Below are 23,490 nucleotides of genomic sequence, written 5' to 3' on the forward strand. Positions count from 1 at the left end.
GTCGATGGATGGATCTACGCGCGCCATAATTGGTTACTCCTTGTTTACGGAAGAAAACGAGATGTCGGAGATTCCCGCAGCCGCTCCGGCGTTCATGAGTTGAGAGATGACGCCGAGTTCCGCGTCGCGATCCGCGCGAATGACCAGGCGCGGCGGCAACTTCGGATCCACCGGCGGCTTGCGACTGTTGGACTTCGCGGCCTGAAGGTCCGTCGCAAGGCTGTCGATGGTGGCATAAGTCCGGTCATTCATGATGAAGTTCGCGACCTTCTTTTTGTCATCCCATCGCACGTTGACGACGATCTCGGTGCGGCTGTTTTCCTTTTTCAGGCCATTGGCCGCCACGGGTAGCTTGATGGTCTTATCCACCTTCAGGACCTGCGCCGACGTGATCGCCATGAAAAACACGAGCAGGACGAGCAGCACGTCCACCATCGGAGCGACCTGAAATTCCGGGTCGCCATTCAAACTGCCTCCGCCTCCTGCCATGGCTTATTCTCCGATCGATAACGTTTCCCAGGCCCGATCAGGCAACGGAAGGTTCCTGAGTGACGGGCACAACCGTTTCCGAAGACACGAGCCAGCTCGGCCAGCCGGCCTGGGGTTCGTTTTCGCCGATGATGACGCCAGGCATCGCCTCGTAGGGCATTTTCCGAAACAGTCGCGCGACGACGTCCTGCACGTCGTGGATCCCTGCCGCGGCCCGATTGCGGAGGAAGTAATAGGCGCCAAAGGCGGGAATCGCGATGAACAGGCCGCTCGCCGTGGCGACAAGCACCTCGCCGATCGCGGCGGAGAGGCTGGAGGGATCCCCGATGCCGGTGCTGCCCAGCGTCGCAAAGGCCTTGATCATTCCTGTAACCGTTCCGAGCAGACCGATCATCGGCGTGCAGACGCCAATCACCGACAGGTAGCTGATCATCGTTTGAATGCGGGAGTTCTCCTTGAGGACCTCCGTGGTGATGGCCTCCTGGGTGGCCTCCGCGCCATCTCCCACCAGGCTGAGGCCTGCGCGGGTCACATTGGTCAGCACCGAAGGGTTGGCGCGGCAATAGTCGTAGGCGTCGAGGTAATCGCCCCGTTGGAACAGGCTCTTCAGCACGGCCTGCTGGTCGAGGGGCGCGATCTTCTTTCGGCCGGTGCGAAGGATTCCATCGCCGATCAGGTAAACCGTGGCCATCGAGCAGATGGCGATCGGGAACATGACCCAGCCGCCCTCCTTGAGCTGCTCGAAAAGCGTTTTGGTGTGGACGGCGGCGGGCGCTCCGGGCTCTGCCGCGCAGAGGGAGCCGATGCTAAGGAGGAAGGCGCCAGCCAGAAGAAGACTGGAGATGAGTTTGGTTTTATTCATTCGTGGTCGGTGGATATTCGGTGTCGTTGGTCGGACTCGTAGAGTCGGAATTGAGTTTGGCCAGTTCGATTTTGGCCTTGGCAGCCTCCGGCGAGGCGGGGTTTCCCCGGATGAGTTTTTTCAGGACGGCGACGGCGTGGGTTTTGTCCTCGAGACCGAGGTAAGCCTCCGCGGCCCCGAGCAGCGATGCGGGCAGGACGGTTTCCTGGTCCGAATAAAGTGTCGGCACTCGGAGGTAAGCGAGCAACGCGGCGTCATACTGCTCCAGCGCGAGGAGCGCATCGCCCTTCCGGCACCAGGCCGTGGCGATGGTCTGGGGATTGGTGCTCTCGGCGATGGCCTTGTCGTAATAATTGTCCGCCTTTTGGTATTCCCCGGAGCGCGCCCACACCGCCATGATCTCGACCAGCGCCGCCCGGATCACTTCGGGATCGTCGGCGTTCTTCGTGAGCTGGTCGATAATCTGCCGGGCCTCCTGCTCGCGCTTGAGTCCCGCCAGGGCCTTGACCTTGATCACGGCGCTTGCGGCCGCGTCGTTTCCCCGGACTGCCGCGAGCTTCTGCCGGTCCGCAAGCACGGGATTGATCAACGCCAGGGCCTCCGCCGGCCGGCCAAGATCGATCAACTGCATGGCGCGCTTGAGCCGGGGATTCTCGGGAAACTCGATCTTTTCCACCATTTTCGGGTTGTAGTCGATCTGGGCGACCACTCCGGGGGCCAGCTCGCGATTGACGGAGACATAACCGTCACGGGCTCCCTTGACGGTGTCGGTTTCGAGGGTCGTGCCGTCGCGAAGCTGAATTTTGGAAGAATTGAAGGTGCTCTGCGCGGCTGCCCCTGAGGCCATGGCCACGAGCCCAGCGAATGCAATTCCGATAATCTGTGGGTTCATCCTTGCGTCATCTCCGCCAGGCGCTTGCGCGCGGTTTCGAATTCCGGGAAGCCGGAGAGATTCTGATGTTGGAGGAACTCCTCGTAGATCGAGCGGGCTTTGGCCCCGTCTCCCAATTTCTCGTAACAGCCTGCGTTAGCGGCGTAGGCCTTCGCGACCCACGGCAAATACAGGCGATAGCCCATGTAGACTTTCTCGTAATAGGCGATGGCTTTGGGCAGGTTTCCGGCCTGACTCTCGATCTGACCAAGCGCGAAAATGCTGGACGCCGTCGCCTCGCCTCGCCATTCGCGGGTGGACGCCACCGCCTCGAACAACGCCCGGGCCTCGTCAAAGCGCCCCAGCGCGAACAGGGTATTCGCCTTGCCGAGGGTCGCCTCCTTCAACTTCGCGCGAGCTCCGCTCTTCTCGAGAGCGGTCTGGAAATGCCTCAACGCCTCCGTGAGCCGGCCTTCGTTCAAGGCGATCTGGCCGAGACCCACATCGGTGTATTCCCGGTAGCTGCTCTTGGGAAACGACTTTTCCAGACGCTCGTAATACGCGGTCGCCCGCCGGGAGTCTCCCTTGCCGAGGAGAAAGTCTCCGGTGAATGCCAGCAACGCCGGGCTGAGCACATCCGGCTTGTAGGCATTGGCGAGCGTCGTCATGGCGGCTTCGCTTCCGCCTTCGTCCTTGAACTCCCGGCAAAGTTCCGCCTTTGCGTAGAGAAGGCGGGCTTGCGTCACCGGAGTCTTGTCCTCGCTCACCTCCGCCATCAGCCGGTCAAACTCGCGCTGAGGTTCCGGGCGCTTGCCCGTCTGGTCGGGTCGCATTCGCACACAAAGCGTCACGAGCTGCGCAATCAATTCCTCCACGGTTTCCCGGCGCACGTCGGCGATCGTGAGGAGGATGGCGTCGGCCACATACTGGCGAGCCTCGTCGGCGCGGCCCAGGCGGGCCTTGGCCTGGGTCACGGCAGAGATCCCTGCCAGCACGGAAGGGTGGGACGGATGGCGGCTGACGAAGTCGCTGAACACGGCCTCGATGCGTTTCCAGTCCTTCTTCTGCTGGAGCAACTTCCTCATCGCAAATAGCGAGTAACCAATCACGCCGTCGTTTTTGCCCAGATTGTAGGCTTGCTGATAGGCGTCGATCGCCTCGTCGATCTGGTCGTTCTCGGCGAGGGCGTCGGCTTTCAAGGCGATGACTTCCGCGGAAAGCTGGGCGCCGGGATAGTCTTTCATCCATTGGTCGCAGTCGGCGATGACCTCCGCATATTTGGACGCGCTGAATTTGCAGACTCCCAGCCGGTAGCGAGCGTCCGGGACGAAAAATCCATCCGGATAGGTCTTCAGATAATCGTTCAGGGAAGTTGTTGCCGCGTCATAATCTCCCGAGAGAAGCTGGCAAAGGCCGATGCGAAACCGGGATTCCTCCACGAATTGACCGCTCGGAAAATCGGTCAGATACCGACGGTAATCGTTGAGCGCCACCTCATACTTGCCCTGGGCGAAGCGGCTGTTCCCGAGAAAAAACCGGATCTGTTCCGTAAATTTGCTGTTCGGTTGCTCCTTGAGCATCCTTCCGAAATAAGTCTCCGCCGCCACGGGATCGTTCGCCGTTAGCGCGGTCGTGCCCAGCAGGTAACCGATCGCATCCGCGTTTGGGTGGTCGGGAAACTCGTTCAGATACAGCTCGGCATAGCGCCGTGTCTCCGCGATACGGCCGGCTTCCGCAGATTCCACGGTGATGCCATAAAGGGCTTCCTGGCGTTCGGGATCTTCCGGATAACGCCGCAAAAACTCGCCGTAGATCGCGAGCGCCTCCCAATGTTGCTTGGTCTCCGCGTAGGCCCGCGCAAGTCGCAGAAGGTGCGCGGAGGAAAAGTCCGGGGTGTTCCGGTATTCAGTCAGCATCCGGGACGCCTCGGAGATACTCTGCGACAGAAACGTGTTCTGGCCCATTAGCTCCGCGACCTTGCTGGGATCGGTCCGCATCGTCAGAGCATTGTCCGCCAGCTGCTTCTGCATGTTCTGGAGACCCGCCTCCTGCAGTTCGATGACCCTTTGCTTGGAAAGGACAACTTCGTAGGCTCCGAGCGCGAGATCGGCCTTCTTTTCGTTGAGGAGTTGATCTCCGAGACGGAAAGCCATCGTGTTCAGTCGGAAAATGTTCGGCAGGTAGCCGACGTTTTTGCGCAACTGGCCAAGGGTCGCAATGGCCTTATCGTAAGCCTTGCCTCTCGCGTAGGAGTCCGCCAGCAGCAGCAATCCCTCGGCCTGCCACGCGTTCTTGACGCCCGTGCCGACCAGAAGGCGCAAAATCTCGACGGCCCGGTCGTATTGCTGCGATTCCAGATAAACCTTTCCCTCACCAAGCAGCGCCCGCTCCCGGAATTTCGGATTAGCCTCCAGTTGCTTGTAGCCGGCGATCGCGGCTTCAAAATTTCCGGACTTCAAGGCAGCAAAGCCGAGCGAGACCATCGCCTCGTTCCGGCTGGGCGAAGAGGGATATCTTTCGAGGAATTTCCGCAGTGTTTCCGTGGCCGGGGCATATTGCTCGCTCCGCATGTAGGCGGCCGCAAGCGTCAGATAGACGACTTCGATGCGTGCTTCGGGAGGTGCCTGGGACACCACCGTCTCGAGAAGCGGCGCAGCGGTGGCGTAATCGCCCCGGGCGAAGGCCGCCGCGCCATCCTGGTAGGCCTTCTGAAGCGGTATTCCCGAGGCGGCCGGGGCCGTCTCCGGGGCCGGAAATCCGGCAGGCGCCTGAGCAGGAGCGTTCGAACTCGCCAGAAGACCCAGAAGGATCACGCCGGCTGCCAAGCAAAATCCAGAATTAATGAGGAAGCCGTTGCTGGAACCCATACTCCCCGAGATCACCGATATTCATGATTGATGCGGATTTCCGGAGGGACGGTAAATGGCTTTAAAGTTCGTCAATGATAGAGCTTTGAATCGAGTTTTCGGCACCTCCTCTAATCAGCGAAATTTGTGTGTCAATGGAAATTGACCCGCATATCTGTAAGATTTTTTCGCCGTGGGGGGGCGACAAAGTCAATCGCGGCCCGGCTCGAGGGAACCTCCGAGGATGTGCATCCAATGCGCGAGGAAGAATTGTTTTTCCGTCGGCAGGAGAGTCGGCGAGGCGCCGACGATGGGCCGCATCGCGGTCATCATCTGCAGGCAGACGAGCACGTAGATGCAGGCCCAGACGCCCAGCCGGCTGCTCGCGCCGCTCCAGGCGATGATGGCCGATTTTGAGAGCAGCCGCAGGCCGAAGCCGAGCGCGACAAGCCACAGCACGATGTGCAGGCACGCCATGAACGCGACGGAATCGGTGGATTGCGAAAAGATCCACGCGATCGGCGCGAGACTCACCAGCAGAACGGCCGTCAGGCAGATGCTCGCCATCAGCAAGCTGACCACATCGCGCAGCCGCACGTCCGCCCCATTCAGGCACAGGAAGACAAAAAGGCTCGGCAAACAGATCAGCGCGGCAACGGCGGAGCCGCCCACGATCTTGGCTGGGGCGATCCCGTATTGCGCCCCGCCTTCCAGGCTGCCCACCACGAGGCCGTAGAGCCCGAGCGCGACGACCGCCACGAGGGAGAGCGCGCCGAGCACCGTGGCGGCCCGCCCTTCCAGAAGCTCGCAGACGACCTTCCCCGGCTGTTTGAGCAACGCGGAAATCACGCTCCAGGTTGTGGGTGGTTCGTCCATCCGGACATATTCGAAGGAGTTGCGAGGCGGCAGGGCGGGTGGTTCGTCGTTCATGGCATGTGTTTGGGTTAAAGGAGGTGGTGAATCGCGCGCCAGACGGCCTGGAAAAAATTGCCGTGCAGCGGATCGGGCCGAAAAAATTCCACGGCGAGCCCGGGACTGCCGATGAAGGGACGGAGCACCCACGCGAGCTGCGTGCCGAGCAGAAGCGCGCCGGCGAGCCAGCCGAACAACACGCGCCGGGCCACCGCCGCGCTACCGCTCGTGACGACAACCAGCCGGAAAAGACGCCGCACGCCGATGATACCAGCGAAAGCGATGACGCCCACATGCGCGAGCAGCGTGACGTTATGCCCACCGATGCCATTTCCTGCGGCAAGCGATGGCGTGTTCCAAAGCAGGAAAAGCATGATCGGCGCAATGGCCGCGAGCACCATGGCGGTCACCGAGAAACTCATCAGGATGGCGAGCGTCGTCTGGCGGAATCCCATCCCACTGCCGAGAAGCTGGCCGAGGCAGCCATTGAGCGCGGCATTTCCGCCGCAGGTCAGGAAGACGAGGAGCGGAAACTTGATCGCCGTGAACACCGCCTGCCATCCATCGCGCCAGAGGCCAAGCGTGGCTCCGTAGAGCCCGCCACCAATCACGATGACCAGGACGCACACGCCGGCCCAGCGCCAGCTTCGTTCCTCCAGCCACGTCCGCTGGGCCGAGGCGTTGCCTCCCAGCAGGCGTCGGAAACGAGCGGGCGCGTTGAACATGCGTCGACCCTGCGCGACGTCGGTGGGGAATCGATGAAGGCCGCGTGAAATGCGCGCGAAATCAATCCAGCGTCTGCCGGTAGCGCTTCACGCCGACGGTGAGCACGATGAGTGCGAAGAGCGCGAGCGGCCAGACGTCGCGGGCAATGTCGGCCGCGCCATTTCCTTTGAGCAGGATGCCACGGACGATGCGCAGGAAATGGGTGAGCGGAAAGACCTCGCCCAGCCACTGCGCCCAGACAGGCATGCCCCGAAAGGGAAACATGAATCCGGACAGCAGGATCGACGGAAGAAAAACGAAGAACGTCATCTGCATCGCCTGGAGCTGATTCCTTGCGACGGTGGAGATCGTGATCCCGAGGGCCAGATTCGCGGCGATGAAGACAAACGCCGCCGCGAGCAACAGCGCGATGCTCCCGAGCATCGGCACATGAAAGAGGAAATGCGCGACAAGCAGGATGATGCCCACCTGCACGTAGCCGACCATGATGTAGGGCACGATCTTGCCGACGAGCACCTCGCTGGGCCGGGTGGGCATCGAGAGCAAGGTTTCCATCGTGCCGCGCTCGCGTTCGCGCGTGATCGCAAGCCCGGTGATCATCACCATCGTCATCGTGAGAATCACGCCCATCAGGCCTGGCACGATGTTGTATTGCGTAATGACCTCGGGATTGTAGAGCGCGTGCACCCGCACATCGACGGGACCGCTCGTGCCGGCGAGAAAGGCGAGCGGCCCCTTGAGATCGTTGGTCAGCGCCTGATCGAACAAACTCGTCAGCGACCCGAGCGCCTGTCCCGTGGCGGAGGGATCGGTGGCGTCTGCCTCGACAAGAATCGCCGGCCGATCGCCGCGCTGCAGATCCCGTGAAAAATTTTCCGGGATGTTGACCACGAACTGGATCTGCCCGCGGGCGAGCAGATCGCGCCCCTCCTGCTCGGTCTTCACCACGCGCGTGAAGTTGTAATAGGTGCTGTTTTGCAGGGCGTGAAGAATGGTTCGCGCCTGCGGGCCATGGTCGGCGATCAACACCGCGGCCGGCAGATGACGCGGGTCGGAATTGATCGCGTAGCCGAAGAGCAGCAGCTGGATCACGGGGATGCCGAGCATCATCGCAAACGTGAGCCGGTCGCGGCGCATTTGCGTGAATTCCTTCACGATCATTGCGCCGAGCCGGCGCGGCGAGAAAGGCGACCGCTCGTTCATTCGCGAAAATTGTCCTCCGACCGGTCCATCAGATGGATGAAGACATCCTCGAGGCCGGAGCGAATCTTTGTCCATTCGCGTCCTTCCCGGAACGGCTCGATCGCCCGCTCGAGCGCCGCCGGATCATCCCCGCTCACGTGAAGCATGTTGCCGAAGGCCACCGCCTGCTGGATGCCCGGCCGACCGCGCAGCTCCCGGGCGAGCGCCGGCAAATCTCCACCGGACACGCTCCACGTCGCAAGCCCGACGTGATCGATGACCTCGCGCACCGTGCCATGCGTGAGCAGATTCCCGTAGGCGATGTAGGCGAGCCGGTGGCAGCGCTCGGCCTCGTCCATGTAGTGCGTCGTGATCAGAAACGTCAGCCCGTCGGCCGCGAGTTCGTGAATGTGCTCCCAGAAATCGCGGCGCGCCTTGGGATCGACGCCGGCGGTCGGTTCATCGAGCAGCAGCAACTTCGGCGAATGAATCAGGCACGCCGCCAGCGCGAGACGTTGCTTCCAGCCGCCGGAGAGCTGTCCGGCGAGCTGGTTCTGCCGCCCGGCGAGGCCGAGGCGTTCGATGCTTTCCTCGACCGCGCGACGTCGATTCGGCACCCCATACATCCTCGCCACGAAATCGAGGTTCTCGGCGATGCTGAGATCCTCGTAGAAACTGAACCGCTGCGTCATGTAGCCAACGTGCCGCTTGATGGCCTCGCTCTCGCGGATCACATCGTGCCCGAGGCAGGTTCCGCTCCCCGCATCCGCGCGCAGCAGGCCGCAGAGCATGCGAATGAACGTCGTCTTGCCGCTGCCGTTCGGGCCCAGGAAGCCGTAGATCTCGCCGGTGCGGACCTGCAGCGCGATGTCGTTGACCACCGTGCGGTCGCCGAACCGCTTCGTCATTCCGCGAACGTCGATCGCGAGGTCCGCACTCATGGCGTCTCGAATTCGACGTCCACCGGCTGGCCGGGATGGAGCTTCGCCGCCGTTGCCGGATCGAAGACCGACTCCACCATGAACACCAGCTTGCCGCGGCTCTCCTGACTGTAGATCACGGGCGGCGTGTATTCGGCCCGCGGCGAAATGAAGCTCACCGTGCCGGCATACGGCTGAGCGACGCCATCGGCAAACACGCGCACCGGCTCGCCGTAGCGCAGACTGCCCACGCGTCCCTCCGGCACGAACGCCCGCACTTTCACGTTGGCCGGGGGAAGCAGCGTCACGACCGGACGCCCAGCCGCCACCCATTCGCCGGTCTGGTAGAGCGTATCGAAGACCAGTCCCGAAATCGGCGCGAACTGCTGCTTCTGCGCGAGGGCCCACTCGGCATACGCCAGCGCTGCCTCCTGCGCCCGCACCGCGGCCTCCGCCGCGGCAACCTGGCCGCTCCGCGAGCCCAGCCGCGCGGTCTGAAGATCGGCCTCCAGCTTTGCCACGATCTTGAGATCCTGATCCTTCGCGGCGCGCGCCCGATCCAGTTCCTGCACCGCCGAAGCGCCCGTGCGCACGAGCCGTTCCTGCCGCGTAAACTCCTTGCCGGAAAGCAGCGCCGCGGCCTGGGCCTGCTGGAGCTGGGCCTGGAGTGCGTCGATCTCCGTCGGGCGCTGTCCCTGGCGCGCATCCTCCAGATTTGCCCGCGCCTGCGCGAGCTTCCGCGCCGCCTCGTCGCGCTGCGCCGTCTCCGCGCCGCATTCCAACGCAAACAGCGGATAACCCTTGCCAACCTGCGCGCCGCGTTGCACCGAGAGTGTTTCGAGCTGACCCGCCAGCGGCGAGGCCACGTAAACGAACTCGCCCTCCACATAGCCCTGCACCCGTCCGGAATCAGACCGAGAGCAGCCCGTGAACAGCGCCGCGATCGCGAGCAGCCAGAATCCGCGCTTCACAGCTGTCGCCTCCCCTTGTCGGTCGTCGCGCCGATGAGAAAAAGCGTGAGGATCTGGTTGAACGCGGCCTTCGGCGTCAGCCCCAGCTCGCCCAGCATCGGCGGATTCACGATCGCATCGGTCACGCCCCCGAGGAACTCGATCATCATCCGCTCGGGCACGTCCTTGCGGATCATTCCCGCCGCCCGGCCCTCCTTCAGAAGGCTCCCAAAATGTCGGTGAATCAGCCGGCGCCGTTGCTTCTTCACGAACTCGAAGAGTTCCGGCGTCTCCCGGGCAATGTCCCTCAGGAAGGAAGGCTGGATCTCCTCCGCCTGGAGACGAATACACCGCAACAACGCGTGCAATCGGGCCGAAAAGTCCAGCCCCTCATCCCCGGCCACGTCCGCCAGTTGTCGCTCCGCCTGCGCAAACTTGGCCGCGATCACCGCCTCCACCAGAGCCCGTTTGCTCGGGAAGTGCTCGTAGAGCGTCTTCTTGCTCATGCCGAGCTCGCTGGCGAGATCGGCCATCGTCACCGCGCGGAAGCCGTGCGCGAGAAAGTGCTTCCGCGCCCCGGCCACGATGCGATCAACGGCCATCACGACGCCGGCGGCGGATTCGATGAGAGAGGACTTTGCCATGCGATTGGAAACCCGTTAAGTCTCTCGGGTTTCCACGCATCTCGCAATCGATTTTTGAAACTTGCGCTACTTCCGGAGCATCCCCCGGCTTTGAAACCAGTGGCCGACGAGCCAGCAAAGGGCGGCCCAACCGATTCCCGCGGTCCATCCCGCAAGCACGTCGCTCGGATAATGCACGCCAATGATGACCCGGCTCACCCCCACGAGAAAGGCAAGCGCAAGGGCCGCGACGACGATGTAGATTTTTCCGCGCCGATTTTCGATCGTCTGGGCGAGCACGGCGGCGAGCGTGAGATAGACGATTGCGGAGAGCATCGAGTGACCGCTCGGATAGCTGGAGTTCGAGATTTCCGCCAGGTGGGGGACGGCATTCGGGCGATCACGATTGATCAGGTGCTTCAGGCCCTGACTGAGCAGCGTGCCGCCAACGGTCGCCCCAAAAAGAAGGCCCGCCGCTCCGAAACGACGCTGCAGGACGAGAAATCCGAGGACCAGAATGGTCAGGATGGTCAGCACGGAGGCGCCGCCGAGAGCCGTGATGTCCAGGCTCGCCGACGTCACCCACGACGGTCCGATCGGACGATGCAGGTCCGCCGGATCGCGTAGCGCGAGCATCAGTGCATTCTCGGTCTCGTGATGCTCCTGCTCGCGCATTTCCTCGGTGATGGCCACGAAGGACCAGAGGCACGCGGTCAAGGCGCCTACCGAAACGAGCAGCACGAACTCCCGCCAGCCGTAGGCACGGAAATTTCGCCAGCGCACACGAGAGTCGGCACTGCCTGCCGGGGAGGAGGAATTGGGATTCGACATACGAGGAAAGAACGGGCGGCGCTGGCTTCCCGGTCCCATCGCAGGTTGACCGGACTTCCGTCGAAGCGGAAGCCGCATTTGCCATTGCCGGGCGGCCCTGCTATCCTGAAACTATCGTGAAAGCCCGAGTCCGCAAGACCACTCCATTTACCGTGGCGGTGGTATTGATTCTGACGCTCGGCTCGCTCATCGCCGGCAGCCATTGCTACCTCGGCGGAATGAAGGTTGTTCACCCCTCGGAGCATGCGTGCTGCGCGAAGCCGGCCCAGACCAGGGCCCCGGCGCCCCTGTCGAACTACGCGGAATGCTGCGCCTCGCTCGCCGCACCGCTGCCGGCCCATGCTTCCGCCCCCGCCCTGCGCCTTCACGAGCTGTTCGCCGCGTGGCCGCCCCTGCTCGACGTTTTTGCCATTCCGTCGGAAATCACCCCCTCGCCGGTTGCCAGGAGCGCCCAAGTCCCTCCCGATCCTCCGCCCCTTTACGAACTCGTCCTGAGTCACAGTCTGCCGGCCCACGCGCCGCCGTCGTCCCTCGTTTGATCCCGCCTCCGCGGCGCGCACGTGCGTGCCCGGTTCCCGCTTCGCCGTGCCGCTTCCGCGGTGCGCTCACCATCAACGATCGACGACTCATGAAAAATTTTCTCTTCGCCCTGCTCCTTGCGAGCCTGGCCGCGTGCTCGAAAACGCCGCCCGCCGCCACTCGCCCGGTTAAGTTTTACCAAAGCCCGATGCATCCGTGGATCACCTCGGACCATCCCGGGAACTGCACCATCTGCGGGATGGCGCTGGTTCCCGTCTACGAAGGTGACGCCGGATCATCCCCCGCCGCCCCGAGCGACCTCATCACGCTGCAGGATGCCTCCCTGCGCGTGCTTGGCGTCGCGACGGTGCCGGCGCGAAGGATGGAACTCACCCGCTCGCTGCGGTTCAGCGGCATCTTCGAGGATGACGATACCACGCATCGCCTCGTCGCCGCGTTCTACGACGGCCGCATCGAGCGCGTGTATATCGATCACGTCGGAGAATACGTGAAGAAGGGGCAGCCCCTGGCCGCGATCTACAGTCCGGAGCTACTCTACGTCGTGCGCGAGTTCCAGACGGCCGTGAAGAACGCCTCGGCGAATATCCTCAGCACTTCGGCCCGACGCCTCGTTCAATACGGCCTCAGCCCCGAGCAGGTCGAAGCTCTCGGGCGGCAGAAGGAGCCCGCCTATACGATCGACCTGCTCGCGCCAGCCGACGGCACCGTCCTCGTGCGAAAGGCTTACCAGGGCCAATACATCAAAACCGGCGAGCCGCTTTTCGAGATCGGCTCGCTGTCGCACCTGTGGTTTCACGCCGAGGTCTACGAACGTGATCTCCCCGACGTGAAACTCGGGCAGAAGGCGACGCTTACCACGCCCACCGTTCCGGGCCGCGAGTTTCCCGGCGTCGTCACGTTCATCGACCCGAACTTCGATCCCGCCACGCGCAGCACGAAGGTTCGCATCGAGGTGAACAACCCCCTCGTTGACCAGAACGAGCCCGGCATGCGCTACGTCCTGCCCCATCGCGCCTATGCCGAGGCCAGCATCGCGGCCAGCCTCGGGGAGGTCCTCGTCGTGCCGCGCTCCGCGGTCCTGCGCGACGGCAGCCGGTCCGTCGTCTACGTGCAGAAAGCTCCGGGGCAATTCGAACCGCGCCCCGTGAAGGTCGGCCGCGTCGGTGACGAAGGCATCGAAATTCTGGAAGGTCTCACCGAGAACGAACCCGTTGTCGCCGCCGGCAATCTCCTCATCGATGCCGAGGCCCAGCTCCGCGGTGACGTGACGAAGGCCGAGCCGCATCCCCCGCACGCCGTCACGATTCCGGCCGGCGCCAGCGCCTTTCTCGCGCAGTTGAGCAAGGTCTCCGCGAGTCTCGCCGCCGAGGACACCGTCGCCACCACGGCCGCCGCCCGCTCCCTGCCCTCGCTCGCGGCCGCCATTACCGGCGATCCGGACAACGCCGCGTTGCGCGACCTCCAGGCGCTGACCACTCCGCCGCAGGGCGAGGACCTCCGCGCCTTGCGCAAAAGTTTCCTCCCGTGGAGCCAGGCCGGCACGGCGCTGGCGACCGAGCTTCGGCAGCACGGAGCCGACGCCGGCGTGCGCGTCTTCGAGTGCCCGATGACGTCCGGCAGCTTCCCCGGCGCTCCCGCGCGCGCCCGCTGGGTGCAGACCGGCGCGGACACCCGCAACCCCTATCTCGGCGCCGCCATGCTCACCTGCGGCGAGGAGGTGCGACCATGAACCCGCGTCCCGACTCCCGCCGCGGCGCCATCGCCGCCATCATCGACTGGTCGCTCGACAACCGCTTCATCGTCGCCTGCGCCGCGCTCCTGCTCATCGGCTGGGGCGTGTGGGCGGTGAGGAATTCCCCGGTCGATGCCGTGCCGGACCTCAGCGAAAACCAGGTCATCGTTTTCGCGGATTGGGCCGGGCGCAGCCCGCAGGAAGTCGAGGATCAGGTCACCTACCCGCTCACGACGAATCTCCAGGGTCTCGCGGGCGTGCGCGAGGTGCGCGCGCAATCGATGTTCGGCTTCTCGTTGCTCACCGTCGTCTTCCGCGACGATGTCGACAACTACTTTGCCCGCACCCGCGTGCTCGAGCGGCTGAGCTACCTTCAGCAACTCCTGCCTGCCGGCGTCACCCCGCAGCTCGGCCCCGACGCCACCGGGCTCGGCTGGGTGTATCAATATTACTTCAAGGTCGATCCGGCCAAACTCGCCCCGGGCGACGGAGGCACCCCCGGTTACGATCTTGGCTCGCTCCGCGCACTCCAGGATTTCTTCGTCCGTTACCAGCTCGCCGCGGTCCCTGGCGTGGCCGAGGTGGCCAGCGTCGGCGGCTTCGTCCGGCAATATCAGGTCGCGGTGGATACCGGGAAGATGCGGCAATCCGGCGTCACTCTCCGCGAGGTGATGGACGCGCTCGGCAACAGCAACCTCAACGTCGGCGGGAAAGTCATCGAGGAGAACGGCATGGAATTCGTCGTGCGCGGCCTCGGCCTCGTGAACTCGATCGACGATCTCAAGCGGATCGCCGTGCGCACCACGAATGGGCTCCCGATCTACCTCGAGGACATCGCCTCCGTGACCCTCGGCGGAGATTTTCGCCGCAGCGCCCTCGACGTCGACGGGCGCGAAGTCGTCGGCGGCATCATCGTCATGCGCACCGGCGAGAACGCCATGGAAGTGATCCGCCAGGTGAAGGAAAAAATCGCGCAGATCACTCCCAGCCTGCCGCCCGGCGTCACCATCCAGCCCTTCTACGACCGCAGCGGACTCATCGATCGCACCATCGACACCCTGCGCCACGCGCTCATCGAGGAAATCATCCTGGTGACCCTCGCGCACGTTGTCTTCCTCTGGCACTTCCGCAGCATCCTGATCGTCACGATCCCGCTGCCGACCTCGATCCTCATCTCGTTCATCCTGATGAAGGAGTTCGGCATCACCTCGAACATCATGTCCCTCGCGGGCATTGCCATCGCCATCGGCGTGCTCGTCGATGCCGGCATCGTGATGACCGAAAACGTCATCCGGCATTGCGAGGAGGCGGAGCGACGAAAGGGCGCCCGCCTCACGCCGGGAGAAACTATCGCCGTCACCCGCGAGGCCGCGCATCAGGTCGGCCGTCCCATCTTCTTCGCGATGGCCATCATCATCCTCGCGTTCCTGCCCGTCTTCGCCCTCACCGGCCAGGAGGGCAAACTTTTCCATCCCCTCGCCTTCACGAAGACCTTCGCGATGGCCGGCGCGACAATTCTCGGCGTCACCCTCGTGCCCGTGCTGTGCACGTGGCTCGTGCGCGGCCCCTTCCATGCCGAGCGCGAGAATGTGGTCATGCGCCTGCTCATGGCGCTTTATCGCCCCGTGCTGGGCGCCGCTCTCCGCCATGGCCGCCTCGTGCTGATCGTCGCCGCCGCGCTGCTCGTCGGCGCCGTGGCGCTCGCCAGCCGCCTCGGCAGCGAGTTCATGCCGCCCCTCGACGAAGGCAGCCTGCTCTTCATGCCCGTGCTGCTGCCGAGCACGTCCCTCAGCGAAGTGAAACGCATCGTCTCCTGGCAGGACCAGGTCATCAAAAGCGTGCCCGAGGTCGAATCCGCCGCCGGCAAGCTCGGTCGCGCCGACACCGCGACCGATCCCGCGCCCGTCGAGATGATCGAGACGACCATCACATTGCGACCACCCTCGCAATGGCGGCCCGGCATGACACGGGAGAAACTCGTCGCCGAGCTCAGCGAGAAGCTGAGCGTCATTCCCGGCTACGTTCCCGGTTTTCTCCAGCCGATCGAGAATCGCATCCTCATGCTCAGCACCGGCATTCGCGCCCAGCTCGGCGTCAAGGTCCTGGGGTCCGACCTCGGCCAGATCCAGGGGATCGCCCTGCAAATCGAGCAAGTCGTCCGAAAGGTCCCCGGCGCCGTCGGCGTGGCCGCCTCACGCGTGCAGGGCAAGCCCTACGTCGAGATCCTTCCGGACCGGCTCGCCCTCGCTCGCTACGGCCTGCAGATCCGGGACCTCATGGACGTCGTCGAGACGGGCCTCGGCGGTCTGAACATCAGCACCACCATCGAAGGCCGCGCCCGCTACCCGATCCAGCTTCGCCTCGAGCGCAGCGAACGTGACGACATCGAGCGCATCGGCAACATCCTCATCACGACGTCGAAAGGCGTGTCCGTGCCGCTCGGTCAGGTCGCGCATGTCCAGCGCGCCATCGGTCCCAGCGAGATCGCGAGCGAAGACGGCCTCCTCCGCGTCTTCGTGCAAAGCAACGTGCAGGGGCGCGATCTCGGCGGGTTCGTTCGCGAAGTGCGGGAGCGCGTTGCCCGGGAGATCAAGCTCCCACCCGGCGTCACCATCGAGTGGAGCGGCCAGTTCGAAAATCAACTCCGCGCCCAGCGCACGCTCGAGCTCATCGTGCCCGTCGTGCTGCTTGTCATCTTCGTCCTTCTCACCCTGGTCTTCCGCTCTCCGATCGAAGCGATGCACGTGATCTTCGCGGTGCCGTTCTCCCTCACCGGCGGCCTGTTTCTCCAATACCTCCTCGGCACGAATTTCAGCGTCGCCGTGTGGATCGGCTACATCGCGCTCTTCGGCACGGCCATCCAGACCGGCGTCGTGATGGTCGTCTATCTCGAGGAGGCCCTGCAGAAGCGACGCGCCGAACGCGGCAACGCCTTCTCCCTCGCCGATCTGCGCTCCGCCGTCATCGACGGCGCCATGCTGCGCCTTCGCCCGAAGGTCATGACGGTGGCCACGGTCATCGCCAGCCTCCTTCCGATCATGTGGAGCGTCCGCACCGGCGCGGAGGTCATGAAACCCCTCGCCACGCCGGTGATTGGCGGCATGGTCAGCAGCCTGCTGCACGTCCTCATCGTCACGCCGGTGATCTTTTACTGGATCCGCCGGCGCGCGCTGTTCGGAAAGGCCACGACTATTCGACCGTGACGCTCTTGGCGAGATTGCGCGGCTTGTCCACGTCGCAGCCGCGCTCGACGGCGATGTGGTAGGCCAGCAACTGCAACGGGATCACTGTGAGGATGGGCGTCAGGAAATCCGGCGCCTCGGGGATGAGGATGACGTCGTCCGCCACGTGCGCGAGACGATCCTCGCCTTCCGTGCCGATGGCGATCACCGGCCCCTTGCGCGCCTTCACCTCCTCGATGTTGCTGAGATTTTTTTCAAAGACGGCGTCGCGCGGAGCGATGAAGACCGAGGGGGTCTTCTCGTCGATCAACGCGATCACGCCGTGCTTCAGCTCCGCGCTCGGGTGGCCGCTGGCCGCAATATAGCTCGTCTCCTTGAGCTTGAGCGCGCCCTCGAGCGCGATCGGGTAATTGAACTGCCGCCCCATGAACAGCATCGTCTCGGTCTGCGCGTATTTCCGCGCAATCGCGGCGATCTGGTCGTTGAGCTCGAGGGTCTTCGCGACCTTCTCGGGCAGCTTTTCCATCTCGCGAATGATGTTCAACCCCTCGCTGTGCGAAAGATGCGTGATGCGGCCGAGCAGGAGCGCGATGAGCGCCTGGACGACGAGCTGAGAGGTGAAGGACTTCGTCGCCGCGACGCCGATCTCCGGACCGGCGTGCATGTAAACGCCGCCGTCGCTTTCGCGGGCGATCGTGGACCCGACGTTGTTGCAGATGCCGAGCGTGCGATGGCCCTTCCGCTGGCTCTCGCGCAAGGCGGCCAGCGTGTCGGCGGTCTCACCACTTTGGCTGATCACGAAGACGAGCGTATCCTTCGGCAGCGGGAGATTGCGGTAGCGCAGTTCGCTCGCGAACTCGCATTCGACCGGGATGTGCGCGAGCGACTCGATCATGTATTCGCCGGTCATCCCCGCATGAAGCGCGGTGCCGCAACCGGCGATGACGACGCGTTCCACGGCGCGCAGCTCGGCATTGGACATCTCGAGTCCGCCAAGCTTGGCGGTGCCCTCCTCCGGGGCAAGGCGGCCGCGCATGGCGTCGCGCACGGTGCGAGGCTGCTCGAAGATTTCCTTCAGCATGTAGTGGGGGTAATCCCCCTTGCTGACGTCCTTCTCGCTGAACTCGACCTTGCTGACCTCGTAGCCCGCGCCCTCGCCCTGGAGCGTGGTGATGTCGAACCCATCCGCGTCGAGCGCGACGAGTTCGTAGTCCTTCAAATACACGACGTCGCGCGTGTGGCTGACCATCGCCGCCGCATCGCTTGCCAGGAGATTCTCGCCCTTGCCGATCCCCAGCACGAGCGGGCTGCCGCGCCGCGCGCCGATCAGCACGCCGGGAACATCCTGATGAATCATCGCGATCCCGTAGGTGCCGATCACCTGGCCGAGCGCGTTACGCAGCGCCTCGACGAGAGCAGCCTTCGACGGCCGGTGGAGGCGGTCGAACTCGCGCCCGACGAGATGCGCGAGGACTTCGGTGTCCGTCTGCGATTTGAAAACGTGGCCCTGCTCCTCGAGGGCGACCCGCAGCTCCAGATAGTTCTCGATCACGCCATTATGGACGAGCACGAGACGTCCGGACTGGTCGAAATGCGGGTGCGCGTTCTCTTGGGTGACCGCCCCGTGCGTGGCCCAGCGAGTGTGGCAAATGCCCGTCTGCCCATGGATCGGCTGCTCGGCGACGAGACGTTCCAGATCGGCAATGCGGCCCACCGATTTGCGGATGGCGATCTCGCCCCCGTTCAGCGTGGCGATGCCCGCCGAATCATATCCGCGATATTCCAGCCGACGAAGTCCCTGCAACAGGGCCCGGGGCGCCTCGGCTTTACCAACGTAACCAACGATTCCACACATGCGTTCGAGGATTCATCCATAGATTACGGGGTTTTTACACCGATTTAATTTCGGATGAGTTTGGCCACCGCCCCCGAATCTGCGTATTCTTCAAATCCCTCTCCGTAAAAAAGTCATGAGCGCTCCCCTGATTCCACCCGCCAGCCGCACCCTCGCCATCATCATGGGCGGCGGCGCCGGCACCCGTCTCTTCCCCCTCACCAAGGAGCGTGCGAAGCCCGCCGTTCCACTCGGCGGAAAATTTCGTCTGGTCGATATTCCGATCAGCAACTGCCTGAATTCCGGAATTCGCGGCATGTATGTGCTCACGCAGTTCAACAGCACGTCGTTGCACAGCCACATCAACGCCACCTACAAGTTCGACCACTTCTCGCCGAGCTTCGTGGAAATTCTTGCCGCGCAGCAGACGCCCGAGGGCTCGCACTGGTATCAGGGCACGGCCGACGCGGTGCGCCAGAATCTTCGCTACTTCCTCCAGAAGCCCTACGACTACTACATCATCCTCAGCGGCGATCAGCTTTACCGCATGGATTACCGCGACATCCTGCGCCAGCACATCGAGGCCGGCACGGATCTCACGATTGCGACGATTCCCGTGAATCGCGCCGCGTCCTCGGATTTCGGCATCATGGATACGGACGAGGATCGCCGCATCATCCGCTTCGTCGAGAAGCCGAAGGATCCCGCCGTGCAGGATACCCTGCGCATTCCCCCGCACCTCCTTCAGTCGATCGGGCTTTCTCCCAAGGAAGAACTCTTCCAGGCCTCGATGGGCATTTACGTCTTTAACCGCGACGTCCTCATCGACTGCCTCGACAACGATTTCGTCGACTTCGGCAAGCACGTCATTCCCGCCGCGATCGATCGGCTGAAGGTCGACGCCTACATCTTCCAGGGCTACTGGGAAGACATCGGCACCATCCGCGCATTCTTCGACGCGAATCTCAACCTTGCCGACCTCAATCCCCCCTACCGCTTTTACGTGGCCGGCCGGCCGATTTACACCCAGCCGCGCTTCCTGCCTGCCAGCATCGTGCGCAACAGCACGATCAACAACGCCATCATCTCCGACGGCAGCCACATCTTCGACTCGAAGATCGAGCGCTGCGTCGTCGGCATCCGGAGCATCATTCGCTCCGGATCCACGGTCAAAAACACCATCCTCATGGGCGCGGACTATTACGATGACGACGTGCACGACGCCCCCGTCGGCGCGCCGCCAATCGGCATCGGCCGGAACTGCGTGATCGACCACGCCATCATCGACAAGAACGCCCGCATCGGCGACGGCGTCGTCATCACTCCCGAGGGCAAATCGCAGGACACCGACGGCAACGGCTACTACGTGCGCGACGGCATTGTCGTGATCCCGAAGAACTCCGTGATTGCCCCGGGCACGTGGATTTGATGAGAGTGCGGGCGGCTTTCCGTTGAACCCCGGAGACCGCCCGTCACGATTCGCACCATGCTCCGCCACCCGCTCGCTCTGCTCCTGCTGGTCCTGCTTCCGCTCGGCCTCGGCGGTTGTCTTTTCGACCAGCCGCTCACCGACCCGAACTCGCTGACGACGCCGAACATCGACAGCCGCCTGCTCGGGGTCTTCGAATTTCGCGAAGGACCGCAGGAGAAGCGCAAGCCGGCGAAGCCTGATCCCGAAGCCAGCCCCACGCCGTCCCCCACGCCCGATAACGTCAACGTCCAGCGCCTTGCGGTCATGCCGCTCGGCCCGAACAAATACATCATCTACTACCGGGACTTCAGCAAAAGGCCGGCAAAGACCTACAAGTTCACCGGCTGGCTCTCGCGCGTGGACTCGACGAACTACATCTCGTTCCGCGATGACACCGACGGCTCGGAAAGCTTCGGCAAATACGGTTTCTTCAAATTCGAGTGGGAGTTTCCCGGCAACTTCCTGCTCTACGCGCCGGACATGAAGGAGTCCGAGAACGCAAAGTCGCCCTTCGAAATGCGGAAGGCTCTGCGTGCGAAGATCAAGGCCGGCACCGCCTTCCCCTACACGGCGACCTACTGGTCGAAGATCGCGCGCATCTGGTGGGATCCCAAGGCCGCTGAGGCCGGCACGAACATCCCGCCGGAGTTCGAGAACGGCACCACCCGGCAAGATCCCGGCCTGTAATTCTCCGTGACCTCGCGGGACGACCGTTTCCGCACCGAAGGCCTCGCTCCGGGCGCTCGCCGTCACCCGTTGCTCTGGGTGCCATCGCTTTATTTTGCGATGGGGATCCCGAACGTCACGGTCTCCGTGCTCGCAGCGATCCTCTACAAGAACCTCGGCTATTCGAACGAGGTGATCGCGCTCGCGACGAGCCAGATGTATCTGCCCTGGGCGCTGAAGCCGCTGTGGGCGCCGTTCATGGAGCCCTTCCGCACGAAGCGCTTCTGGGCGATCTCCATGCAGTTCCTCATCGCCGCCCTGCTCGGCCTCATCGCGTTCAGCCTGCCCCTCCCGGGCTTCTTCGCGATGTCGCTGGCCTTTTTCTGGATCGTCGGCTTCGCTTCCGCGACGCAAGACATCGCCGCCGACGCCATCTACCTCACCACCCTTCCCCCGAAGGCCCAGGCCCGCTTCATCGGCGTGCAAAGCATGTTCTACCACGTCGGGTTCGTGCTCGCCGCCGGTCTGCTGGTCACTCTGACCGGCCGCCTGCATGACGATCTCGGACTCGACTGGCCGCACGCGTGGATGGTCATCATGGCCATCATCGCGACCATCATGCTCGCCTGCGGGCTCTGGCATTCTCGAATGCTTCCGCCGGGAGATTCACCCAGATTTCCCGCCCCGCCCTTCGTCGCGGCCCTCGATTCTCTGAGAGAAACGTGGCGCACCTTTTTTCAGAAACCGCAGATCGGAATGATGCTGCTCGTCTGCTTCTTCTACCGGTTCGGCGAGGGCTTCATCGAAAAGTTCGGCCCCCTTTTCCTGCTCGATCCGCGCACGGTCGGCGGCCTCGGACTCAGCAATGCGGCGATCGGCAACATTTACGGCACTCTGGGCACGCTTGGCTTTCTCGCCGGCAGCGTGCTCGGCGGACTTTTCGCCGCGAAGATGACGCTCCGGCGTTCGTTCCTCGTGCTGGCGCTCGCCGTGAATCTGCCCCACGTCACGTATTACCTGCTCAGCGTCGGCCAGCCCGAGAATCTCTGGCTGATCGCGACCGCCGTCACGATCGAGAAGTTCGGCTACGGCTTCGGCGCGGTGGGTCACATGCTCTACATGATGCAACAGATCGCGCCCGGGCCATTCCGGATGACGCACTACGCCTTCGCGACCGCCGTGATGGGACTCACGAAATGGGCTTCCGGCTCGCTCAGCGCCGGCCTCTACGCCGCAACCGGGCACAGCTACCAGCTGTTTTTCCTCTTCGTTCTCGCGGCCTCGCTTCCGCCAATTCTCCTCGCCTGGCTCGCCCCATTTCCGCGCAGCGAAGACTCCGAGCCGAAGAATTAGCGACCGTCCTGCGCCAGAATCTCGGTTTGGCCCCACCGGTGCCGGCGCTCGATCGCCCGCGTGATGAAAACCTTCGCCTCGCCGACCGCTTCCCGGAGAGAGGCGCCCCTGGCCAGCGCCGTCGCAATCGCCGCCGAATACGTGCAGCCCGTGCCGTGCGGGTCCGCCCCGCGAATGAAGGGCGCCGAGAATTTCTCGCTGCGTCCGCCCGGCTCGACGAGCACATCCACCGCCTCGCGGCCGCGCAGATGGCCTCCCTTGAGCAGAAAAGCCACGCCGAACTCCGCGGCCAGCGCGGCGCCGGCGCTCTCCATCTCGCGCACGCTCGTCACCTTCGTGCCGGCCAGGACTTCGAGTTCGTTGAGATTCGGCGTCACGAGCGTCGCGAGCGGCAGCAACGAACGGCGGTAGGCGCGCACCGCCGCGGCCTTGAGCAGGAGATCACCACTCGAGGCGACCATCACGGGATCCACGACCAGCGCAGGCTTCACCTTGCGGCGAGCCGTCGCCGCAAGCAGCGCATTGATCACCGCCTCGATGATCGCCGAGGAATAGAGCATCCCGGTCTTCACCGCAGCGACCGGGAACGCCCCGAAGCTCAGCGCGACCTGCTCGGCCACGACCGCCGCGCGAATCGGCTGGATCATCGAGACCTTGCCGGGCACCTCGGCGACGACGCACGTCACCGCGGTGAGCGCATAGCCGCCCAGCGCGGTGATGGTTTTCGAATCGGCCTGCAACCCGGCCCCGGCGGAGTTGTCGGAGCCGGCAATCGTCAGGACGACGGGAAGCGCCCCGGCGCGACTCACCGGCGATTCCCCAGGAGGATCATCAGGTAGTAAAGAAGCTGGCCGAGCACCGCGACGAAAGCAGCGACGTAAGTGAGCGCGGCCGAGTCCAGGACGTTGTTCACGCCCGCGGCCTCGTTGCCGGGCTGGATCAGTCCCATCTGGCCAAGGATGACCTTCGCGCGACGCGTGGCGTCGAATTCCACTGGCAGGGTGACGAGCTGAAAAACCGCGAGCACCGCGTAGCAGATCGCCGCGACCATGATGGCGTGATAGCCAAGGGCCGGAATGAAGAAGCCCGCAATGATGACGATCGGGAGAATCTTCGAGACAGCCATCGTCGCCGGCACGACCGCCATGCGCCACTTGAGCGGCGCGTAAGCCTTCGCGTGCTGGATCGCGTGACCGACTTCGTGCGCCGCGATACCCAGCGCCGCGACCGACGGCGTGTTGTAGACATCCGTCGAGAGGCAAAGCCGCTTGTTCATCGGATCGTAGTGATCGCCGAGCATGTCGTTGATCTCGACGACATCGACATCGTGAATGTTCGCGGCGCGCAGAATTTCGCGGGCGGCCTCGGCGCCGGTGACGTTCGAGCTGGCGCGGACGTTCTTCCACTTGCCAAAGGCCGACGACACTTTCGCCTGCGCCACGAGCCCGAGGATCATCGGCAGGCCGATCAGAATAATCATCCAGAGAATCATAAAATTAA

General features: G+C 63.7%; 20 protein-coding genes. 6 read left to right on the forward strand and 14 right to left on the reverse strand.

The annotated features are described in order from the left end of the window. Positions 1–33: 33 nt before the first annotated feature. The 11 genes from VIM61_14745 to VIM61_14795 all read right to left on the reverse strand — a co-directional run bounded on the left by VIM61_14745 (position 34) and on the right by VIM61_14795 (position 11,212). The gene (locus VIM61_14745; GenBank protein HEY8901667.1) at positions 34–489 is read right to left on the reverse strand and encodes a biopolymer transporter ExbD; all 456 of its coding nucleotides are present in this window, start codon (positions 487–489) and stop codon (positions 34–36) included. Between the two features lie 37 nt (positions 490–526). Continuing rightward, complete coding sequence (locus VIM61_14750) at positions 527–1,351, reverse strand: MotA/TolQ/ExbB proton channel family protein (protein HEY8901668.1); 825 nt, start codon at positions 1,349–1,351, stop codon at positions 527–529. Continuing rightward, positions 1,344–2,198 carry a tetratricopeptide repeat protein gene (locus VIM61_14755; GenBank protein ID HEY8901669.1) on the reverse strand — a complete coding sequence of 285 codons (855 nt, stop codon included), beginning with the start codon at positions 2,196–2,198 and terminating at the stop codon, positions 1,344–1,346. The genes VIM61_14750 and VIM61_14755 overlap by 8 nt, the downstream gene beginning before the upstream one ends. A gap of 41 nt (positions 2,199–2,239) precedes the next feature. After that, positions 2,240–5,035, reverse strand: a complete 2,796-nt coding sequence (locus tag VIM61_14760; GenBank protein HEY8901670.1) for a tetratricopeptide repeat protein — start codon at positions 5,033–5,035, stop codon at positions 2,240–2,242. A 243-nt stretch (positions 5,036–5,278) separates the two neighbouring features. After that, a complete protein-coding gene (locus VIM61_14765) occupies positions 5,279–5,998 on the reverse strand; it encodes a hypothetical protein (protein HEY8901671.1) in 720 nt (239 codons plus the stop codon). Positions 5,999–6,012: 14 nt separating this feature from the next. After that, complete coding sequence (locus VIM61_14770) at positions 6,013–6,705, reverse strand: hypothetical protein (GenBank protein HEY8901672.1); 693 nt, start codon at positions 6,703–6,705, stop codon at positions 6,013–6,015. Between the two features lie 61 nt (positions 6,706–6,766). Then, the gene (locus VIM61_14775; GenBank protein ID HEY8901673.1) at positions 6,767–7,909 is read right to left on the reverse strand and encodes an ABC transporter permease; all 1,143 of its coding nucleotides are present in this window, start codon (positions 7,907–7,909) and stop codon (positions 6,767–6,769) included. Next, positions 7,906–8,829 (reverse strand): ABC transporter ATP-binding protein, encoded by a 924-nt coding sequence (locus VIM61_14780; protein ID HEY8901674.1) that lies wholly within the window; start codon positions 8,827–8,829, stop codon positions 7,906–7,908. The genes VIM61_14775 and VIM61_14780 overlap by 4 nt, the downstream gene beginning before the upstream one ends. Beyond that, positions 8,826–9,779 (reverse strand): HlyD family efflux transporter periplasmic adaptor subunit, encoded by a 954-nt coding sequence (locus VIM61_14785; GenBank protein HEY8901675.1) that lies wholly within the window; start codon positions 9,777–9,779, stop codon positions 8,826–8,828. Before VIM61_14785 ends, VIM61_14780 begins: the two co-directional genes overlap by 4 nt. Beyond that, entirely contained in the window at positions 9,776–10,402 is a 627-nt protein-coding gene (locus tag VIM61_14790) for a helix-turn-helix domain-containing protein (protein ID HEY8901676.1), read from the reverse strand. The genes VIM61_14785 and VIM61_14790 overlap by 4 nt, the downstream gene beginning before the upstream one ends. 66 nt (positions 10,403–10,468) lie before the next feature. Then, the gene (locus VIM61_14795) at positions 10,469–11,212 is read right to left on the reverse strand and encodes a phosphatase PAP2 family protein (protein ID HEY8901677.1); all 744 of its coding nucleotides are present in this window, start codon (positions 11,210–11,212) and stop codon (positions 10,469–10,471) included. 116 nt (positions 11,213–11,328) lie between these two features. Between VIM61_14795 and VIM61_14800 the strand changes: the two genes are divergently transcribed. The 3 genes from VIM61_14800 (at position 11,329) to VIM61_14810 (ending at position 16,687) form a co-directional block, all read left to right on the forward strand. Then, positions 11,329–11,751 carry a hypothetical protein gene (locus VIM61_14800; GenBank protein ID HEY8901678.1) on the forward strand — a complete coding sequence of 141 codons (423 nt, stop codon included), beginning with the start codon at positions 11,329–11,331 and terminating at the stop codon, positions 11,749–11,751. An 89-nt stretch (positions 11,752–11,840) separates the two neighbouring features. Continuing rightward, on the forward strand, positions 11,841–13,481 hold the full coding sequence (locus VIM61_14805; GenBank protein HEY8901679.1) for an efflux RND transporter periplasmic adaptor subunit: 1,641 nt from the start codon (positions 11,841–11,843) through the stop codon (positions 13,479–13,481). Beyond that, positions 13,478–16,687, forward strand: coding sequence for a CusA/CzcA family heavy metal efflux RND transporter (locus tag VIM61_14810; protein ID HEY8901680.1), 3,210 nt, complete (start codon positions 13,478–13,480; stop codon positions 16,685–16,687). The genes VIM61_14805 and VIM61_14810 overlap by 4 nt, the downstream gene beginning before the upstream one ends. Here the strand turns inward: VIM61_14810 and glmS are convergent. Further along, a complete protein-coding gene (glmS, locus tag VIM61_14815) occupies positions 16,674–18,521 on the reverse strand; it encodes a glutamine--fructose-6-phosphate transaminase (isomerizing) (GenBank protein ID HEY8901681.1) in 1,848 nt (615 codons plus the stop codon). The two genes, VIM61_14810 and glmS, sit on opposite strands and share 14 nt — an antisense overlap. A 115-nt stretch (positions 18,522–18,636) precedes the next feature. Here glmS and VIM61_14820 point away from each other — a divergent pair, with 115 nt between their 5' ends. The 3 genes from VIM61_14820 to VIM61_14830 are packed head-to-tail and all read left to right on the forward strand — an operon-like array spanning position 18,637 to position 21,990. Next, positions 18,637–19,929 carry a glucose-1-phosphate adenylyltransferase gene (locus VIM61_14820; protein HEY8901682.1) on the forward strand — a complete coding sequence of 431 codons (1,293 nt, stop codon included), beginning with the start codon at positions 18,637–18,639 and terminating at the stop codon, positions 19,927–19,929. 57 nt (positions 19,930–19,986) lie between these two features. Further along, complete coding sequence (locus VIM61_14825) at positions 19,987–20,658, forward strand: hypothetical protein (GenBank protein ID HEY8901683.1); 672 nt, start codon at positions 19,987–19,989, stop codon at positions 20,656–20,658. A gap of 6 nt (positions 20,659–20,664) precedes the next feature. After that, positions 20,665–21,990, forward strand: a complete 1,326-nt coding sequence (locus VIM61_14830) for an MFS transporter (protein ID HEY8901684.1) — start codon at positions 20,665–20,667, stop codon at positions 21,988–21,990. Here the strand turns inward: VIM61_14830 and thiD are convergent. Together thiD and VIM61_14840 are read right to left on the reverse strand one after the other, a co-directional pair. Further along, complete coding sequence (gene thiD, locus VIM61_14835; protein ID HEY8901685.1) at positions 21,987–22,799, reverse strand: bifunctional hydroxymethylpyrimidine kinase/phosphomethylpyrimidine kinase; 813 nt, start codon at positions 22,797–22,799, stop codon at positions 21,987–21,989. The two genes, VIM61_14830 and thiD, sit on opposite strands and share 4 nt — an antisense overlap. Beyond that, the gene (locus VIM61_14840; GenBank protein HEY8901686.1) at positions 22,796–23,470 is read right to left on the reverse strand and encodes a zinc metallopeptidase; all 675 of its coding nucleotides are present in this window, start codon (positions 23,468–23,470) and stop codon (positions 22,796–22,798) included. Before VIM61_14840 ends, thiD begins: the two co-directional genes overlap by 4 nt. Between the last annotated feature and the right edge of the window lie 20 nt (positions 23,471–23,490).

This window comes from Chthoniobacterales bacterium (assembly GCA_036569045.1).
Taxonomy (GTDB): domain Bacteria; phylum Verrucomicrobiota; class Verrucomicrobiia; order Chthoniobacterales; family JAATET01; genus JAATET01.

Coding starts and splice junctions, on each gene's coding strand:
- VIM61_14780 (HEY8901674.1), bottom strand. CDS start 8,829: ATGAGTGCGGACCTCGCGATCGACGTTCGCGGAATGACGAAGCGGTTC.
- glmS (HEY8901681.1), bottom strand. CDS start 18,521: ATGTGTGGAATCGTTGGTTACGTTGGTAAAGCCGAGGCGCCCCGGGCC.
- VIM61_14840 (HEY8901686.1), bottom strand. CDS start 23,470: ATGATTATTCTGATCGGCCTGCCGATGATCCTCGGGCTCGTGGCGCAG.
- VIM61_14775 (HEY8901673.1), bottom strand. CDS start 7,909: ATGAACGAGCGGTCGCCTTTCTCGCCGCGCCGGCTCGGCGCAATGATC.
- VIM61_14745 (HEY8901667.1), bottom strand. CDS start 489: ATGGCAGGAGGCGGAGGCAGTTTGAATGGCGACCCGGAATTTCAGGTC.
- VIM61_14770 (HEY8901672.1), bottom strand. CDS start 6,705: ATGTTCAACGCGCCCGCTCGTTTCCGACGCCTGCTGGGAGGCAACGCC.
- VIM61_14790 (HEY8901676.1), bottom strand. CDS start 10,402: ATGGCAAAGTCCTCTCTCATCGAATCCGCCGCCGGCGTCGTGATGGCC.
- VIM61_14820 (HEY8901682.1), top strand. CDS start 18,637: ATGAGCGCTCCCCTGATTCCACCCGCCAGCCGCACCCTCGCCATCATC.
- VIM61_14765 (HEY8901671.1), bottom strand. CDS start 5,998: ATGAACGACGAACCACCCGCCCTGCCGCCTCGCAACTCCTTCGAATAT.
- VIM61_14750 (HEY8901668.1), bottom strand. CDS start 1,351: ATGAATAAAACCAAACTCATCTCCAGTCTTCTTCTGGCTGGCGCCTTC.
- VIM61_14810 (HEY8901680.1), top strand. CDS start 13,478: ATGAACCCGCGTCCCGACTCCCGCCGCGGCGCCATCGCCGCCATCATC.
- VIM61_14805 (HEY8901679.1), top strand. CDS start 11,841: ATGAAAAATTTTCTCTTCGCCCTGCTCCTTGCGAGCCTGGCCGCGTGC.
- VIM61_14755 (HEY8901669.1), bottom strand. CDS start 2,198: ATGGCCTCAGGGGCAGCCGCGCAGAGCACCTTCAATTCTTCCAAAATT.
- VIM61_14825 (HEY8901683.1), top strand. CDS start 19,987: ATGCTCCGCCACCCGCTCGCTCTGCTCCTGCTGGTCCTGCTTCCGCTC.
- VIM61_14795 (HEY8901677.1), bottom strand. CDS start 11,212: ATGTCGAATCCCAATTCCTCCTCCCCGGCAGGCAGTGCCGACTCTCGT.